Consider the following 16,577-nt stretch of genomic DNA (forward strand, 5'->3'; position numbering starts at 1 on the left):
ACGATGTGCGTCTATTGGATAAATGGCCGGGTTAATGAAATTCAAAGATCTTAGGGATTTCGTGCAGCAGCTTGAGCAGCGCGGAGAGTTGAAACGCATCCAGATGCCGATCTCGCCTGTGCTGGAAATGACTGAAATCTGCGACCGTACCCTGCGTGCCAAGGGGCCGGCTCTGCTGTTCGAAAAACCGGTCGGCTTTGATATCCCGGTATTGGGCAACCTGTTCGGCACACCCGAGCGCGTGGCCATGGGCATGGGCGCGGAAGCTGTCAGTGAGCTGCGCGAGATCGGTAAGCTGCTGGCCTTCCTGAAAGAGCCCGAGCCGCCCAAGGGCTTGAAAGATGCCTGGTCCAAGCTGCCCATCTTCCGCAAAGTCATCGCCATGGCCCCCAAGGTGGTCAAGGATGCGCCGTGCCAGGAGATCGTCATTGAAGGTGACGATGTCGACCTCGGCATGCTGCCCGTGCAGACCTGCTGGCCGGGCGATGTCGCACCGCTGATCACCTGGGGGCTGACCGTTACCAAAGGCCCGAATAAAGAGCGCCAGAACCTTGGTATCTATCGTCAGCAGGTGATTGGCCGCAACAAGATCATCATGCGCTGGCTCAGTCATCGCGGCGGTGCGCTGGACTTTCGCGAATGGTGTGCCAAGCATCCCGGCGAGCCTTATCCGGTTGCCGTGGCGCTGGGTGCCGACCCCGCGACTATCCTCGGTGCCGTGACGCCGGTACCGGACAGCCTGTCCGAATATGCTTTCGCCGGGTTGCTGCGTGGGTCGCGTACCGAGCTGATCAAGTGCCGTGGCAGCAACCTGCAGGTGCCAGCCAGCGCCGAGATTGTGCTTGAGGGCGTGATTCATCCGGGCGAGATGGCCGATGAAGGCCCCTACGGCGACCATACCGGCTACTACAACGAAGTCGACAGCTTCCCGGTGTTGACCGTCGAGCGCATCACGCACCGGATCAAACCGATCTACCACAGTACCTACACCGGGCGTCCACCGGATGAGCCCGCCATCCTGGGCGTCGCACTGAACGAAGTGTTCGTGCCGATTCTGCAGAAGCAGTTCCCGGAAATCGTCGATTTCTATCTGCCGCCCGAAGGCTGTTCGTACCGCATGGCGGTCGTGACCATCAAGAAACAATACCCCGGTCACGCCAAGCGTGTGATGCTGGGGGTCTGGTCGTTTCTGCGGCAGTTCATGTACACCAAGTTCGTGATCGTCACCGACGACGACATCAATGCGCGTGACTGGAACGACGTGATCTGGGCTATCACCACACGCATGGACCCCAAGCGCGACACGGTCATGATCGACAACACGCCCATCGATTACCTCGATTTCGCCTCTCCAGTGTCCGGATTGGGATCGAAAATGGGTCTGGATGCCACTAACAAATGGCCAGGCGAGACCACGCGTGAGTGGGGCAGGGCTATCGTCAAGGACGAAGCCACCATACGCCGGGTGGACGAGATCTGGAATCAGTTGGGAATAGATTGATGCGCGTAACCTTGCAGCCGTCCGGTGCGGTGCTGGAAACCCTGCCGGGCGAGCGGATTCTCGATGCCGCACAGCGCCTGGGGTACGAATGCCCGCAGAGCTGTCGCAACGGCAATTGTCATGTCTGCGCGGCATTGCTGGTCGAGGGGTGTGTAAAACAGGCAGGTCAGACGCTTGATCACGGCGAGATTCATACGTGTGTAGCAGAGCCGTTGGAAGATTGCATCGTGCTTTGGGATGGTGTGCTGGCCAAAGGTGAATTGCCGGTTCGCAGTTTTGCCTGTCAGTTGAGCGAGTGCGTCGAGGTCGGTGGTGATGTCTGGCGGGTAGGCTTGCGTGCTCCGGCAGGCAAGCCGCCGCGCTACCACGCCGGGCAGTACCTGATGATCGAACGGGAGAGCGGCGAGAAGTCGGCATTCTCCATCGCGTCGGCGCCGCACAGCGGTCGTGATCTTGAGCTGCATGTGCTGGTACGTGAGGACAGTGCGCGCAGTCTGATCGAGCAGTTGCAGCGCAACCGCATGGCGCGGGTCGAGCTGCCGTTCGGTGATACCCACCTTGCCGAGTTGTCGGACGGGCCACTGGTTCTGATCGCTGCCGGTACTGGCATGGCGCAGATGAACAGCTTGATCGAACACTGTCGTTCCACAGGCTTCAGCCACCCTGTTCATCTGTACTGGGGCGTCCGTCGCCCGGAAGATTTTTATCAGGTCAGCCACTGGGACGAGTGGTCGACACTGCCGAATCTGTTCCTGCACAAGGTCGTCAGCGATCTGTGTGGCTGGGAAGGGCGCTGTGGTTTGCTGCACGAGGCGGTTTGCGAGGACATTGCGGATCTGTCGGCGGTTCATGTGTACGCCAGCGGCTCGCCTGCGATGATCTACGGAACACTGGACGCGCTTGTCAGCGCCGGGATGGATGCTCATCAGATGCGCGCAGACGTGTTCGCCTACGCGCCGCGTCCATAATGCCGGACTGACGGCGACCTGACTGGAGTGTAAATTGCTTTACCTGCTTATCGCTGATGGCGATGTCAGCCGTTCGCCAGGCAATTTTTTGTAAAGACAGGCCTGTGGTCTGTGGCAACAACCGAACCACGACACCCTGATGCCGCTCATCCACGAGCGAGTCAGCGGGGCTCGGTAAAGACTGACAGTCAGACTGTCAGGGAGGCAAATGGAGAATCCAATCAACGAGTTGGCCGCTGCGGTGCATGACGGCCTTGGCCTGACGTACCCGCCCGTTATCGATCTGGGTCCGCAGCTTACCCGCGAGCAACTGCTCGCATCCATGAACGCCACCATGCGCCTTCATAAAGGCGGTCCGGTCTGGCTGTTCGCTTATGGATCGCTGATCTGGCGTCCCGAGTGCACCGCCGTAGAGAGCCAGCGCGGTCGAGTGCACGGTTATCACCGCGGGCTTTACCTGTGGTCGCACGAACATCGCGGTACGCCGGAAGTGCCGGGTCTGGTGTTCGGGCTGGATCGCGGCGGCTCATGTACCGGCTTCGCCTATCGGTTGCCTGATGAGTGTCTGGAGAAGTCGCTACTCGCATTGTGGGAGCGCGAAATGCCCTATCCCTCGTATCGTCCTCACTGGCTCAACTGCCGTCTTGAAGACGGCAGAAAAGTACAGGCGCTGGGCTTCGTGCTGGAGCGGCATTTGCCCAGCTATGCGGGCAACCTGCCGGACAGCGTGCTGAGTCAGGTGCTGGCCAGCGCCAGTGGACGCTATGGAACCACCCGCGATTACGTAGAACAGACCGCCAGGGCCCTGCGCAGCCACGCCATGCCAGACCTGAATCTGGAGGCGCGGCTTAAGCGCTGCAAGTCGGAGACTGCCTGATCAGCCTTTGCTGTCGCGGGACGTGCTGGCGACCTGTTTGTGCCGCAGCGTCGGTGCAAGGAACACCATCGCCAGAATGCACGCGCCGATCAGCAGCACGAAGCCGCCATCCCAGCCAAAGTGGTCGACCGTGTAGCCCATCGCCGCGCTGGCCGCGACCGACCCGCCCAGATAGCCGAACAGCCCGGTAAAGCCCGCTGCTGTGCCCGCTGCCTTCTTCGGCGCCAGTTCCAGCGCCTGCAGGCCGATCAGCATGACCGGGCCGTAGATCAGAAAGCCGATGGACACCAGCGCGATCATGTCGACGGTCGGGTTGCCTTCAGGATTCAGCCAGTACACCAGCGTGGCGATGGTCACCAGGAACATGAACACCATGCCGGTCAGGCCGCGATTGCCCTTGAAGATCTTGTCCGACATCCAGCCGCACAGCAATGTGCCCGGAATGCCTGCCCACTCATACAGAAAATAGGCCCATGAGGTCTTGTCGACCGTGAAGTGCTTGGCTTCTTTCAGATAAGTCGGTGCCCAGTCCAGTACGCCATAGCGCAGCAGATAAACGAATACGTTGGCCATCGCGATGTACCACAGAAATTTATTGCGCAGCACGTACTTGACGAAGATCTCTCGGGCACTGAATTCCTCTTCGTGGCTGGCATCGTAGCCTTCCGGGTAATCGTTCTTGTAGTGCTCGATAGGCGGCAGGCCGACCGATTGCGGGGTGTCACGCATGGTCGCGAAGGCAAACACCGCGACCAGCAACGCAACCGCCGCCGGCACGTAGAACGCCGCATGCCAGTCGTTGGTCCAGCCCATGCCGAGCAGGAACAGCGGGCCGATCAGGCCGCCGCCGACGTTGTGCGCCACGTTCCAAACCGACACCACGCCGCCGCGCTCTTTCTGCGACCACCAATGGACCATCGTGCGCCCGCTTGGCGGCCAGCCCATGCCCTGCGCCCAGCCATTGATGAACAGCAGGACGAACATGATCGTGACGCTGGACGTCGCCCAGGGCGCGAAGCCGAAGATGAACATGATCCCGGCAGAAACCAGCAGGCCGAACGGCAGGAAGTAACGCGGGTTGGAGCGGTCCGAAACGATCCCCATAAGGAATTTCGACAAGCCATAGGCAATCGCAATGGCCGACATCGCAACGCCCAGTTGGCCACGCGTATAGCCTTCGTCGATCAGATACGGCATCGCCAGCGAGAAATTCTTGCGCAGCAGGTAGTAACCGGCATAGCCGATAAAGATGCCTGCGAAGATTTGCCAGCGTAGACGCCGATAAGTGCTGTCGACCTTTTCTTCGGAAAGGGGTGCCTGATGCCTGGCGGGGCGGAAAAACCCGAACATGGAGAAGCTCCTGATTATTGTTTTTTTTTGCGAATGCGAATATTACATTTTCATTACAGAAAAAAGCAGTGCCTCTGGGCTGATTTTTTGTAGGAGATACGGACGTTTTTCTGTTGTTTTATGAACATTTGCCGAACGTTTGTATGTGTTTCAAACGTTTGGGATTGCTCCTACAGGTCTACCGGAAGTCGTGTGCTTACGGACCTGCCGGCAGCCTTTTACCATCGTTTTCATTGCGCCAACGGGGCGCACCAAGACGATGAGCCCATATAACAATGAGAATTTCCGCCTTCATGATTGCCGTCGCACTGGCCCCGCCCATTGGCGCGGCGGAGTCATTTCTGGTGCCGGTGTACACGCCCACACCAGTGTTTCCTCCTGAACTGGTCAAGACTCGCTATGCAGGCAAGGTCCGGGCACAGCTGTGGATAAAGTCCGACGGGCAGGTCCGCGAAGTCAGAGCCGTCGAGAGCGGCCATCCGCAGCTCGCCGCAGCAGCGGAGGAAGCACTGCGCCAATGGCGCTATAAACCCTGGATCGGCACCGTCGGCGCGCCACCGCTGGCCACAATCACCGTCCCGGTGATTTTCGGCTCCCACGGCTATCGGCGCTTCAACACCGAAGTCAACGTCGGCCTCGGCAACATCCGTTGCGGCTACCTCAACGAAGAAGTGAAATCCGCCCGCCAGGACTACCCCAAAGAGCCGCTGAGCAAAGTCGACGTGTTCTGGTACACCGGGCAGGCGCTGTTCGGCAGCCATGTTGCCCACCTGCGTAGCGAGCCCCAACGCCAGGTCTTGCTTGTGCAGCTGGGTGCCGCAATACCGATGATAGTCAGCAATTGCCGAAGCAATCCCGATCGTCTGTACGGCGACTATCTGCCGACGCCCATCAAGGCGTTGATGGTCGGCTTGGCCGAGCAAGTGGAGGGCCGCGAATGAGCCGTGTGCTGGGGTGCATGATGTTTACAGGGTTGCTTTGGGCGGGGGTAGCACAGGCGTTGCCGTCGTATCCGGTGCCGTTGTATACGCCTGAGCCGGGCTATCCGACATCAATGCTTCGTTCCTCCGCAAAAAAGAGTATCAGCGTCAGGGTTTTCATTCAGGCCGATGGAGGCGTGCGCTTCCTCGAAGTGCTCGGGGCACCCGATCCGAGGTTCATCAGTCTGACCCGAAGTGCTGTTGAACAGTGGGTCTTCGAACCTTGGGAGCCGCCGGCCTCTCACCCCGAGGGCGAAGCCGTTACGGTCACGTTCAATTTCACGGGGCGGCCACATACCAACCCGCCGCTGGCATCCAATGTCGAGCTGAAGCAGGTGTGGTGCTGGCAGTTGAATACGGAAATGGTCGAGGGGCGCAGATGGCGCAAGGATGTCAAGCCGGATGCGCTAATGCGGACAGAATTGTACTTGTCGAGCAGTCCGGTCATAGAGCAGTTTCTCACCTTGGACGAGCGTGAGGCTCTGGTTCTTGAGCTGCTAGAGGCGACACCGGGCGTCATCGCTCAATGCCAAAAAAATCCGATGCGCAAGTACGTGGATTATTTGCCAGAGAATGTGAGGAACGCTTTGTAGGAAGGGGTATCAGCGAAGTGCCGGGACCAAAGCATTAATGCGTTGGCCTCGGCACTGTGGGTGAGCGGTTAGTGAGTCGCGCTCATATTTGAATCGCTTCAAGCTGACTCATGTCGAACGCCCCGTGAGCGCTGATCGCATTCGAGACGTCGGTGATCGCGATTTCGATAGTATTAATGACATATATGTATTGTGTCGCTTGGTTTTTGGTTAGTTGGATGGTTTTGTTGGCGTGACGATAACCACCTTCCCCACAGCCCTGCGCCCACCCAACAAATCAATCGCCTCCCCGGCCCGTTCCAGCGGATAAACCGTCGACACCAGCGGCTTCAATTTCCCTTCTTCAAACCAGGCAAACAACTGCTTGAAGTTCGCAGCATTGTCCTGCGGTTGTCTTTGCGCAAACGAGCCCCAGAACACGCCAACCACCGAAGCGCCCTTGAGCAAGGTCAGGTTGACGGGCAGGTCGGGGATGCGGCCGCTGGCGAAGCCGACGACCAGCAGGCGGCCGTTCCAGGCGATGGTGCGGATGGCCTGGTCGAACAGGTCGCCGCCGACCGGGTCGTAGATCACGTCGGCGCCGTTGCCGTGGGTGAGGCGTTTGACTTCGTCCTTGAGGCTGGTTTCGCTGTAGTTGATCAGCTCGTCTGCACCTGCGTTTCTGGCCACTTCGAGTTTTTCTGCGCTGCTGGCGGCGGCGATGACGCGGGCGCCGAGGGCTTTGCCGATCTCCACGGCGGCCAGGCCGACGCCGCCGGATGCGCCCAGCACCAGCAGGGTTTCGCCGGGTTGCAGGTGGCCGCGTTGTTTAAGGGCGTGCATCGAGGTCCCGTAGGTCATGCTGAATGCGGCGGCAGTGGTGAAGTCCATGCCCTGCGGAATTGGAAGTACGTTGTAGTGGGGAACGGCGACCTGCTCGGCAAAACTGCCCCAGCCGGTGAGTGCCATGACGCGGTCGCCAGCTTTCAGGTGGCTGACGTTTTCACCTACGGCCGCTATCACGCCTGCGGCCTCGCCACCCGGTGAGAACGGGAAGGGCGGCTTGAACTGGTACTTGCCCTCGATGATCAACGTGTCGGGAAAGTTGACCCCGGCGGCGTGCACGTCGAGAAGGATTTCGTTCTTTTTGAACGCGGGGCCGGGGACGTCTTCGAGCGCCAGTGTGCTGGCAGGACCGAAGGCTTTGCATAACAGGGCTTTCATCGGGCTATTCCTTTTTCGGTAATGGCCGATAAAGTCAGTTAAGCGGGTTCCCGGGTCAACAAGCATGGCCCTGCCTGATAAGCACACATAAGCTGTAAGCTACGTGGCAAACCGGATTAAGGAGTGGACTGTGAAAGCGTGGATTCTGATGTTGCTGGCCTTGTCATTGCCCGTTATGGCGCAGGAAGAAGCCAAGGAAGAAGGGGGAGCGCCCAAGGCGGCATATGTTTCGCTGACGCCTCCGTTCGTGGGTAATTACGCGCTGGATGGCGGCCCTAAGCTGCGCGTCTACAAGGCTGACATTGCCTTGCGTGTAACGGGTGCCGATGCCGAGGCTGCCGTGAAGCGTAATGACGCATTGATCCGTAATCAACTGGTGTCGCTGTTCACTCAGCAGTCGGTGGATTCCATGAGCAGCGCCGAAGCCAAGGAAAACATTCGTCAGGAAGCACTTAAGCAGGTTCAGCGCGTGATGAACGATGAAGAAGGCAAGCCGATTGTCGAAGACTTGCTGTTCAATAACTTCATCGTTCAATAACGCTCTTCACCGCAGTGCCAGGATCGCCGCCCATTGTTCGGCGGTGACCGGCATGACCGAGAGCCGGCTGCCTTTCTGTACCAGAGGCAGTTGCTCCAGCTGGCTTTGTTGCTTCAGATAACCCAGCCCCAGCACGTGTTTGAAGATATCCACATATTCGACGTCAATGGCACTCCACGGATTTTTATCCGCAGTCGCCTTGGCGTCGTGATAGTGGCTCTCGGGGTCAAGCGCAGTAGGGTCTGGATAAGCGGCCTTGGCAATTTTGCCAATACCGGCGATTCCGGGCTCCGGGCAACTGGAATGGTAGAAAAAGAATTCGTCGCCCTCGGTCATGGTCCTCAGAAAATTACGCGCCTGATAGTTGCGGACCCCGTCCCAGCGAGCGTTGCCCAGTCGTTGCAGGTCGCTGATCGAGAATTCGTCAGGCTCGGACTTCATCAGCCAATAGGCCATTGCTCTCACTCCAGAGACAAAAAGTTCACAGTATTACCGACAGTTTGATGACAAACCGACAATCGGCTTGCGCCACTATTTGCGTACCGGTTCACGTTACCGCAAAATGCCGCCCTTTAAAGCTCCACGCTGTTGCACGGCCTCTACAAGAACCGATGCTGACATCGTATTGATTTGCCTAAGGAGGGCAGTCAATGAAACGCAAGCCTGATTTACTCTGGATTCTGGTTATTCTGTTTGGCTTGGGTGTCGTGACAACCGGTTATGCGCAGAGCCTGTGGACCAGCAAGGATGACGCTCCAGTCGAAATCACTCAACAACAGCAAAAAGTCCCCGGCAGGCATTAGGCCCTGTTTCTGCTTTGATCGTTGATTGCCTTGTTGGCTGAACGATCAGAGTGTCTGCGTCACATACCAGCCTTTATCCGATACCGTGCCTTGCAGCGGTACATCCCAACTGGCCTGCGCCAGTCGATCGACTTTCTGACACTCGTGAGCCAGCCCCAGTAACACCGGTTTGCGCCAGGTCGTTCTGCGCGCCAGATACGCCAGGCTGCGGTCGTAGAAACCTCCGCCCATGCCCAGGCGACCGCCTTCGTCATCGAAACCTACCAAGGGCATCAGGATCAGGTCGAGCGCCCAGACAGGGCGTTGCTTTGCCCTGACGATGCGCGGCTCGGGGATACGGAAACGGTTGGGGATGAATGTCTCGCCGGGGCGTACGCGCTGAAAAACCATGCGGGTGCGTGGCCATGCGTTGAGCACCGGCAGATAGGTTGCCTTGCCACGGCGCTGTGCTTCACGCAGCAATAGCCGTGGGTCGATCTCGCCATCCATCGGCAGGTACAACGAAACATGTCGGGCACGCCGAAAAAGAGGGTGCTGCGCCAGTTGCCGGTAAACGTCCCGTGCAGCTGCACGTTGCTGGCTGCGACTCAGCGCCCTGCGCGCTGAGCGTAGCTGGCGGCGCAATTGCGGACGAGTGAGCGATTGGGCGCTGATCATGAGCGGAAGGTCATGCAGGCTGATCCGGAAAGGAGGTTGAAGCCAGAGCAGGATTGTCGTTGCCAGACAGCTGGGCTGGCAACGAACTGAATATGGACTCCCCGACGAACCGCTGTCGGTTTAGCCCTTGAACCCGAAAGTTCAAGGTGGAGATTGCAGGAGGTTTTAAGGCTTTCCGTCGAGCGGACATGCACACCAACCCCAACGTGCAACCCCCGTGGTTGTGCGTATCGGCTCAGGGACATGACCGACTGGCAAGCACTCCAGGGAGCAGCGCGAGTATACAGAAATGCCCCGTAATAATCAGCCCCGAGTTGAGTCCGGTGTGCCGGGCGTGTCTGTGGCGAGCACCAGATCGACCTTGTCGAGCAGATCCCGGACCTGTTCGCGGGTCGAGCCGCTGGTCTGTACATCAGGCAGATGCTCTTTGTGCAGCAGATCGTGAGTAATGTTCAGGGCAGCCATTACGGCAATGCGGTCTGCGCCGATGACTTTGCCGCTGCTACGGATTTCACGCATCTTGCCGTCCAGGTAACGGGCGGCACTGACCAGGTTGGTGCGCTCTTCCTGAGGGCAGATGATGGAGTATTCCTTGTCGAGGATCTGAACGGTAACGCTGTTGCCATTGCTCATGAGTCTTGCTCCAGGGCTTTAAGGCGCGAAATCATTGACTCGACCTTCTGCCGGGCGATTTCGTTTTTTTCAATGAGTTGAGCGCGTTCCTCGCGCCAGGTTTTTTCCTGAGCTAATAAGAGTGCGTTTTGGCCTTTAAGTTGCTCGGCATACTTCAGGAGCAGCTCCACACGTTTCATCAGCGCTTGCAGGTCGGTGTCTTCCATTGTTTTCCACTGAATACTTTCTGATGAATGGCAGGGGGAGCGATGCTTGTGCTCAAGCTCGAACCGCCGTCCGGGTGATCTTGTCGCGCGGATAGTCTAGGATACAAGGCCTTCATTCTAGACATTGCGCCGTTTGGCGACTAGCTACCCATGCCCATTCAGAATTCTCCGTACAAAGCGTTCGCCACTCTGCTCAACAGTGGCGGTCACCAGGTATCCCCCGCCGAGCTGCATGGCTTGCTGCTGGGGCGCAGTTGCGCAGGTGCCGGTTTCGATAACGAAGGCTGGTTCGCCGATGCTTCGGTGCTGCTGGAAACCGAGCCGCAGGACAATATCCGTGCGGCGCTTGTCGGCCTGCAAGAGATGGTCAAGGGCGAACTCACCGGTGACGACATGACTGTCGTGCTGCTGCTGCCGGGTGACGACGAGCCGCTGACCGAGCGCGCTGGTGCGTTGGGCCAGTGGTGCCAGGGATTTCTGGCGGGTTTTGGTCTGGCCATTGGCGACAAGGCGCTCGGCACCGAGGCCAAGGCTGTGCTTGAGGATCTGGCGGCGATTGCCCAGGTTCAGGACGCGCTGGAAGAATCCGAAGATGGCGAGACCGACTACATGGAAGTCATGGAGTACATGCGCGTAGCCCCATTGCTGCTGTTTACCGAATTCAACGAACCGTCTGCGCCGCAACCCAAGCCTTCTCTGCACTGATTGCCCATCACTGCGACACCGGCCCGTGCTGGCAACAGCACTGACCGGTGGCCTCCATCAGGACGCCTGCTGCCCATGATTCAGATCCCGAAGTCCGAGTACGCTCGCCGCCGCAAGGCCCTGATGGCTCAGATGGAGCCTGACAGCATCGCCATCCTGCCAGCCGCTGCGGTTGCCATTCGTAACCGCGATGTCGAGCACATCTACCGGCAGGACAGCGACTTTCAATACCTGAGCGGCTTTCCCGAACCGGAAGCCGTGGTGGTGCTGATCCCCGGGCGTGAATATGGCGAGTACGTACTGTTCTGTCGTGAACGCAATCCCGAACGCGAGCTGTGGGAAGGCCTGCGCGCCGGACAGGAAGGTGCGATCCGGGATTTTGGTGCAGACGATGCATTCCCGATCAACGACATCGATGAAATCCTGCCGGGCTTGATCGAAGGCCGTGACCGGGTCTATTCGGCGATGGGCAGCAATCCCGAGTTCGATCGGCACCTGATGGACTGGATCAATGTGATTCGCTCCAAGGCACACCTCGGTGCCCAGCCGCCCAAGGAGTTCGTCGCGCTGGACCATCTGTTGCACGATATGCGTCTCTACAAGTCGGCGGCAGAAATCAAAGTCATGCGCGGTGCGGCAGACATCTCTGCTCGGGCTCACGTACGAGCCATGCAGGCCTGCCGTGCGGGTCTGCATGAGTTCAGCCTGGAGGCCGAGCTTGATTATGAATTCCGCAAAGGCGGCTCGAAGATGCCGGCCTATGGCTCCATCGTGGCCTCGGGGCGCAACGGTTGCATCCTGCATTACCAGCAGAACGATGCCGTGCTCAGGGACGGTGACCTGGTACTGATCGACGCAGGCTGCGAAATCGACTGTTATGCCAGCGACATCACCCGCACCTTTCCGGTGAACGGCAGGTTTTCACCCGAGCAAAAAGCCATCTATGAGCTGGTGCTCAAGGCACAGCATGCAGCCTTCGAGGCCATCGGTCCCGACAAGCACTGGAACCAGGCGCACGAGGCAACGGTCAAGGTGATTACCGCCGGGCTGGTTGAGCTGGGCCTGCTGCGAGGCGATGTCGATCAGTTGATCGAGAGCGAGGCCTATAAGATGTTTTACATGCACCGTGCCGGGCACTGGCTGGGCATGGATGTTCACGACGTCGGCGAATACAAGGTCGGTGGCGAGTGGCGCGTACTGGAGGTCGGCATGACACTGACTGTTGAACCCGGGATTTACATATCCCCCGACAACCTGGAAGTCGCGAAGAAATGGCGAGGTATTGGTGTGCGCATCGAGGACGACGTGGTTGTAACCCGGCAGGGCTGTGAAATCCTCTCCGGCGGCGTGCCCAAGACCGTCGCCGAGATCGAGGCGCTGATGGCGGCTGCACGGGCACAGGTCGCATGAGCCGCTTCAATATCGCTATCGTCGGCGGCGGGCTGGTGGGTGCAAGCCTCGCACTTTCGCTGCAGGCCGGGGCCAAGGCACGCGGCTGGAAGATCGTGCTGATCGAGCCATTCGCGCCGGGTGAAGCCTGGCAACCCAGCTACGACGCGCGCTCCTCTGCGCTGTCGTTCGGCGCGCGGCGGATCTATGAGCGTCTTGGCCTCTGGCAGCAGATAACCCGACGCGCCGAGCCGATCCTGCAAATTCAGGTTTCGGACCGTGGCCGTTTTGGCGCTACCCGCCTGTCTGCAATTGAAGAGGGCGTTCCGGCGCTCGGTTATGTCGTCGAAAACGCATGGCTCGGTCAGGCTCTGTGGGCGGGGCTGGATCGTGATGTCGTCAGTTGGCGAGTGCCCGCCGAGGTCAGGCACATGCAGCCGCTGGCCAATGGTTATCGCCTGAGCCTGAGTGATGAAACCGAACTGGATTGTGATCTGGCCGTGCTCGCCGACGGTGGTCGCTCCAGCCTGCGCGAGCAGCTGGGTATCGGCGTGCGCCAGCGGCCCTACGACCAGAGTGCGCTGATTGCCAACATCACACCGAGCGAAGCGCACTGCGGACAGGCGTTCGAACGTTTCACCGATGACGGGCCGATGGCGTTGTTGCCATTGCCTGAAAACCGCTGTGCGCTGGTCTGGACGCGGCCGGGCAACGACACGCAGCGTCTTGCCGAGCTGGATGACCGCCGTTTTCTTGAAGAACTGCAGGGCGTGTTTGGCTATCGTCTGGGCACGCTGCGTCAGGTCGGTGCGCGGCATGTCTACCCGTTGGCGCTGGTCGAGGCTGAGGAGCAGGTGCGCTCTAATCTGGTGATTCTGGGTAACGCCGCGCACAGCCTGCATCCAATTGCCGGTCAGGGTTTCAATCTGTCGCTGCGCGACGCCGATGCACTGGCCGAGACGCTGCTCGACAGCGACGCCTCGCTCGGTGATCTGCCTACCCTGCAGCGCTACCGGGAGCGCCAGCGCCAGGATCAACAGTTGACGGTGGGGTTCTCCGACAAGGTTACACGCCTGTTCGGCAGCACTCAGTCGGCAGTTGCCACCGGGCGTAATCTCGGCTTGCTGGGCCTGGACCTGTTGCCGGCTGCCAAACGCTGGTTCGCCCGTCAGGCCATGGGCCTGGGGACTCGATCCGATGTGTGAATTACAGACTTTAAACACAGGGCTTCGGCCGCAAGCGAGAACGGTTTGACCATGGAAACGCGCGCAGATGTGCTGATTGTCGGAGCCGGAATGGTCGGTAGCGCCCTGGCCCTGGCGTTGCAGGGCAGCGGTCTTGATGTGCTGGTGGTCGACGGTGGGCCGGTGAGCGTCAAGCCCTTTGATCAACAGTCCACCTTCGAGCCGCGGGTCAGCGCCTTGTCGGCGGCCAGCCAGCGGATTCTTGATCGGCTGGGCGTATGGGAAGGCATTGCGGCGCGACGCATCAGCCCGTATGCGCACATGCAGGTCTGGGATGGCAGCGGCACCGGGCAGATTCACTTCTCGGCCTCCAGTGTGCACGCTGATGTGCTGGGTCATATCATCGAGAATCGTGTAGTGCAGGATGCGTTGCTCGACCGCCTGCATGACAGCGACATCGGTTTACTGGCCAATGCGCGGCTTGAGCAGATGCGTCACTCCGGCGATGACTGGCTGCTGACCCTGGCGGATGGTCGCCAGTTGCGTGCGCCTCTGGTGGTCGCTGCCGATGGGGCCAATTCGGCGGTGCGCCGCCTGACCGAAACGCCGACGCGTGAATGGGATTACCTGCATCACGCCATCGTTACCAGCGTGAAGACCGCCGACTCTCACAAGCAAACCGCCTGGCAGCGGTTTACCGATGACGGCCCGCTGGCTTTTCTGCCGCTGGAGAGGGAAGGCGAGCACTGGTGCTCCATCGTCTGGTCAGTCACACCTGCCGAAGCCGAGCGCCTGATGGCGCTGGACGACGATCTGTTCTGCGGCGAGCTGGAACAGGCATTCGAGGGGCGGTTGGGTCAGGTGCTGTCTGCCGATGCGCGCGTATGCGTGCCACTGCGTCAGCGTCACGCCAAGCGTTACGTTGCCAAGGGCCTGGCCCTGATTGGCGACGCGGCGCACACCATTCACCCGCTGGCCGGGCAAGGCGTGAACCTGGGCTTTCTCGACGCCGCCGTGCTGGCAGAAGTCCTGACCCATGCTGCCGTGCGCGGCGAACGCTGGTCTGACATGCGTGTGCTGGGTCGCTACGAGCGTCGTCGCATGCCGCACAACCTGGCGCTGATGGCTGCAATGGAAGGCTTCGAACGGCTGTTCCAGGCTAACCCGCTGCCACTGCGCTGGTTGCGTAATACCGGCTTGAAAATGGTCAACCGAATGCCCGAAGCCAAGGCGCTCTTCGTGCGCGAGGCATTGGGGCTGTCGGGGGATCTACCTGAGCTGGCGCGGATCGAAGCACGCTAGGATCGGACGCGGAGCGTCCAGAACTGCATACCCACGCGGAGCATGGACATGAGGGTGCGCCCCCCCCTCAGCGCTCAGCGCACCACGCCGCTGCGATACTGGCCAGGGGTCAGTCCGGTCCAGCGTTTGAAGGCGCGGCTCAGGCTGTTGGTGTCGGTAAAGCCCAGCAGGCAGGCGATTTCGCTCAGCGAGCTTTGCGGGTCGTTCATGTGCAACAACGCCAGGTTCTGGCGGCATTGATTGAGCAGCAGGTCGTAGCAGCAGCCCTCATCGGCCAGATGACGTTGCAGGCTGCGCGTGCTCAGGTGCAGGGCTTCGGCGATGTTTCTGGCGGTCGGTTCACCGTCCGGCAGAAGAGTCTCGATGGCAGAGCGCACGCGCTGCTCCCAGATCAGCGAAGGCAACGGATCGCCACTGGGTTCCTGCCCGTTCACTTGTACCGGGCCGTCATCAAGGTGGCTGTCGAACTGATCGCCAGCAAACTCCAGCAAGTTCTCCGGCGCCGCGAACACCAGCGGTGCGCGGAACAGGTCCTGCCACGGTTGCGGATTGTCGGGCGCGGGACGCTGTAGATGCACAGCCAGCGGCGCGTAGCCCCTGCCTAAGCGGTTGCGACAGGTGCGCACGTAGATGGCGGCAAATGCATCGAGCAACTCATGGGCCGGCAACTGACACGATTTCGGCGTGCCGAAGCGGAATTCATAGCGCTCGCCGACCGTTCTGAAATCAAGTTTCAGAGAGTCCTCAGCCATTGAGCGGTAACGTACGATGCGCTCGAAAACTTCACGCAGTGAGCCGCTGGCAACCAGTGTGTAGCCCAGCGCGTGAAACGCCGTCGGGCTGACAAAACGCGATACACGCAAGCCCAGAGCCGGTTCGAGGCTGGCCTGCACTGCTTGTTGCCAAAGTGCGGCAGTGACGTCTGGCGGAAACTGCGCACCGGGATCACCCAGCATGCTCAGGTCCAGACCCGCGCTCTGGCATAGCGCGTCGCTGTTTACGCCCAGTGCATCGAGCTGCTTGCGCAGCGCAGGGGTCCAGCTGGCGAGACTGCTTGGCTCAGGCATGCGGACGCCTCTCCCTGACATGTGGGTAATTCAGCGCCGGGCCAGTGCCGACAGCAATTCAAATGGCAAATCCCTTGCCTGACGCCGCTATCAAGAATGAAAGCAATTGTGACAGTTGTGCAAGTGTTTAGACGCGTTTCTTGCTGACGGACTGCGATCCCCATGCGCGGTCCCCATCAGGCACCCCTGAACAGACCAAAACGGACATGGTCACGCACCGACTGCGTAGTCGTCGTATAACAAAAAAAGACCGTCCTCCGAGTAAACCTCCGCTAGCGCTTGGCAAGCGGGGGTATCGGCATTTCTGCCATTTGACACCGGCACGGCAAATGACTATAAATGCGCCATGTTGTACGACAACATAAGGCTTTTGAAAAATTACAACCATAAAAATAATTCAAAGAGTAACGAGTCCATGACCAGTCTGGTTTTTCAGGCATCAGCACAGCCTCGATCATCTCGTAAATCGCTTTTTTCACGCGATTGTCGACGAAATGTATCGAACATCGTTTTAGAGAAGACCGTAATCTGAAGTTACATAAAATCAGCCGCCTCACGGTCGTGGCCGCGGGACGCTCATCGCCAATCTAAAAATAACCAGGGTGAAGAGATGAAGATAAA

General features: G+C 59.5%; 18 protein-coding genes and 1 other RNA gene. 11 read left to right on the plus strand and 8 right to left on the minus strand.

The features are described from left to right. Nucleotides 1–34: 34 nt before the first annotated feature. The 3 genes from ubiD (at nucleotide 35) to MME58_RS01165 (ending at nucleotide 3,346) form a co-directional block, all read left to right on the plus strand. Nucleotides 35–1,501 carry a 4-hydroxy-3-polyprenylbenzoate decarboxylase gene (ubiD, locus tag MME58_RS01155; RefSeq protein ID WP_054985532.1) on the plus strand — a complete coding sequence of 489 codons (1,467 nt, stop codon included), beginning with the start codon at nucleotides 35–37 and terminating at the stop codon, nucleotides 1,499–1,501. Beyond that, a complete protein-coding gene (locus MME58_RS01160) occupies nucleotides 1,501–2,469 on the plus strand; it encodes a CDP-6-deoxy-delta-3,4-glucoseen reductase (RefSeq protein ID WP_055005592.1) in 969 nt (322 codons plus the stop codon). Before ubiD ends, MME58_RS01160 begins: the two co-directional genes overlap by 1 nt. Nucleotides 2,470–2,677: 208 nt before the next feature. Further along, nucleotides 2,678–3,346, plus strand: a complete 669-nt coding sequence (locus tag MME58_RS01165) for a gamma-glutamylcyclotransferase (protein ID WP_054985530.1) — start codon at nucleotides 2,678–2,680, stop codon at nucleotides 3,344–3,346. Here the strand turns inward: MME58_RS01165 and glpT are convergent, their stop codons facing one another. After that, nucleotides 3,347–4,696 carry a glycerol-3-phosphate transporter gene (gene glpT / locus MME58_RS01170; protein WP_054985529.1) on the minus strand — a complete coding sequence of 450 codons (1,350 nt, stop codon included), beginning with the start codon at nucleotides 4,694–4,696 and terminating at the stop codon, nucleotides 3,347–3,349. A gap of 275 nt (nucleotides 4,697–4,971) precedes the next feature. Here glpT and MME58_RS01175 point away from each other — a divergent pair, with 275 nt between their 5' ends. Together MME58_RS01175 and MME58_RS01180 are read left to right on the plus strand one after the other, a co-directional pair. Next, nucleotides 4,972–5,637: a TonB family protein gene (locus MME58_RS01175; protein ID WP_371913021.1), complete on the plus strand. Its 666-nt coding sequence runs from the start codon at nucleotides 4,972–4,974 to the stop codon at nucleotides 5,635–5,637. After that, the gene (locus MME58_RS01180; protein ID WP_055005591.1) at nucleotides 5,634–6,269 is read left to right on the plus strand and encodes a hypothetical protein; all 636 of its coding nucleotides are present in this window, start codon (nucleotides 5,634–5,636) and stop codon (nucleotides 6,267–6,269) included. Before MME58_RS01175 ends, MME58_RS01180 begins: the two co-directional genes overlap by 4 nt. Before the next feature lie 210 nt (nucleotides 6,270–6,479). Here MME58_RS01180 and MME58_RS01185 read toward each other — a convergent pair whose 3' ends face one another. Further along, nucleotides 6,480–7,472, minus strand: a complete 993-nt coding sequence (locus MME58_RS01185; RefSeq protein ID WP_055005590.1) for an NADPH:quinone oxidoreductase family protein — start codon at nucleotides 7,470–7,472, stop codon at nucleotides 6,480–6,482. Between the two features lie 130 nt (nucleotides 7,473–7,602). Here MME58_RS01185 and MME58_RS01190 point away from each other — a divergent pair, with 130 nt between their 5' ends. Continuing rightward, a complete protein-coding gene (locus tag MME58_RS01190; RefSeq protein WP_054985525.1) occupies nucleotides 7,603–8,010 on the plus strand; it encodes a flagellar basal body-associated protein FliL in 408 nt (135 codons plus the stop codon). A 6-nt stretch (nucleotides 8,011–8,016) separates the two neighbouring features. On the opposite strand, the gene MME58_RS01195 is transcribed toward MME58_RS01190, so the two are convergent. Further along, nucleotides 8,017–8,466: an EVE domain-containing protein gene (locus MME58_RS01195; RefSeq protein ID WP_055005589.1), complete on the minus strand. Its 450-nt coding sequence runs from the start codon at nucleotides 8,464–8,466 to the stop codon at nucleotides 8,017–8,019. Nucleotides 8,467–8,660: 194 nt separating this feature from the next. Here MME58_RS01195 and MME58_RS01200 point away from each other — a divergent pair, with 194 nt between their 5' ends. Then, on the plus strand, nucleotides 8,661–8,813 hold the full coding sequence (locus MME58_RS01200; protein ID WP_004655149.1) for a hypothetical protein: 153 nt from the start codon (nucleotides 8,661–8,663) through the stop codon (nucleotides 8,811–8,813). A gap of 45 nt (nucleotides 8,814–8,858) precedes the next feature. Here the strand turns inward: MME58_RS01200 and MME58_RS01205 are convergent, their stop codons facing one another. The 4 genes from MME58_RS01205 to MME58_RS01220 all read right to left on the minus strand — a co-directional run bounded on the left by MME58_RS01205 (nucleotide 8,859) and on the right by MME58_RS01220 (nucleotide 10,309). Continuing rightward, on the minus strand, nucleotides 8,859–9,470 hold the full coding sequence (locus MME58_RS01205) for a 5-formyltetrahydrofolate cyclo-ligase (RefSeq protein ID WP_055005588.1): 612 nt from the start codon (nucleotides 9,468–9,470) through the stop codon (nucleotides 8,859–8,861). 94 nt (nucleotides 9,471–9,564) lie between these two features. Next, a non-coding RNA gene (gene ssrS, locus MME58_RS01210) (6S RNA) lies at nucleotides 9,565–9,743 on the minus strand. A 30-nt stretch (nucleotides 9,744–9,773) separates the two neighbouring features. Next, nucleotides 9,774–10,103, minus strand: coding sequence for a cell division protein ZapA (locus MME58_RS01215; protein ID WP_003317331.1), 330 nt, complete (start codon nucleotides 10,101–10,103; stop codon nucleotides 9,774–9,776). Further along, nucleotides 10,100–10,309 (minus strand): TIGR02449 family protein, encoded by a 210-nt coding sequence (locus MME58_RS01220; RefSeq protein WP_002551573.1) that lies wholly within the window; start codon nucleotides 10,307–10,309, stop codon nucleotides 10,100–10,102. Before MME58_RS01220 ends, MME58_RS01215 begins: the two co-directional genes overlap by 4 nt. A gap of 150 nt (nucleotides 10,310–10,459) precedes the next feature. On the opposite strand from MME58_RS01220, the gene MME58_RS01225 reads away from it, so the two are divergent. The 4 genes from MME58_RS01225 (at nucleotide 10,460) to MME58_RS01240 (ending at nucleotide 14,889) form a co-directional block, all read left to right on the plus strand. Beyond that, nucleotides 10,460–11,014 (plus strand): YecA/YgfB family protein, encoded by a 555-nt coding sequence (locus MME58_RS01225; protein WP_054985522.1) that lies wholly within the window; start codon nucleotides 10,460–10,462, stop codon nucleotides 11,012–11,014. A gap of 75 nt (nucleotides 11,015–11,089) precedes the next feature. Continuing rightward, entirely contained in the window at nucleotides 11,090–12,424 is a 1,335-nt protein-coding gene (gene pepP, locus MME58_RS01230) for a Xaa-Pro aminopeptidase (RefSeq protein ID WP_055005587.1), read from the plus strand. Continuing rightward, the gene (gene ubiH / locus MME58_RS01235) at nucleotides 12,421–13,608 is read left to right on the plus strand and encodes a 2-octaprenyl-6-methoxyphenyl hydroxylase (protein ID WP_055005586.1); all 1,188 of its coding nucleotides are present in this window, start codon (nucleotides 12,421–12,423) and stop codon (nucleotides 13,606–13,608) included. The genes pepP and ubiH overlap by 4 nt, the downstream gene beginning before the upstream one ends. A gap of 51 nt (nucleotides 13,609–13,659) precedes the next feature. Then, nucleotides 13,660–14,889: a 2-octaprenyl-3-methyl-6-methoxy-1,4-benzoquinol hydroxylase gene (locus MME58_RS01240; protein ID WP_055005585.1), complete on the plus strand. Its 1,230-nt coding sequence runs from the start codon at nucleotides 13,660–13,662 to the stop codon at nucleotides 14,887–14,889. A gap of 74 nt (nucleotides 14,890–14,963) precedes the next feature. Here MME58_RS01240 and MME58_RS01245 read toward each other — a convergent pair whose 3' ends face one another. Next, a complete protein-coding gene (locus MME58_RS01245) occupies nucleotides 14,964–15,956 on the minus strand; it encodes an AraC family transcriptional regulator (RefSeq protein ID WP_055005584.1) in 993 nt (330 codons plus the stop codon). Nucleotides 15,957–16,577 lie beyond the last annotated feature (621 nt).

The organism is Pseudomonas syringae pv. tagetis (assembly GCF_022557255.1).
In the GTDB taxonomy this organism is placed as follows: Bacteria; Pseudomonadota; Gammaproteobacteria; order Pseudomonadales; family Pseudomonadaceae; genus Aquipseudomonas; species Aquipseudomonas caricapapayae.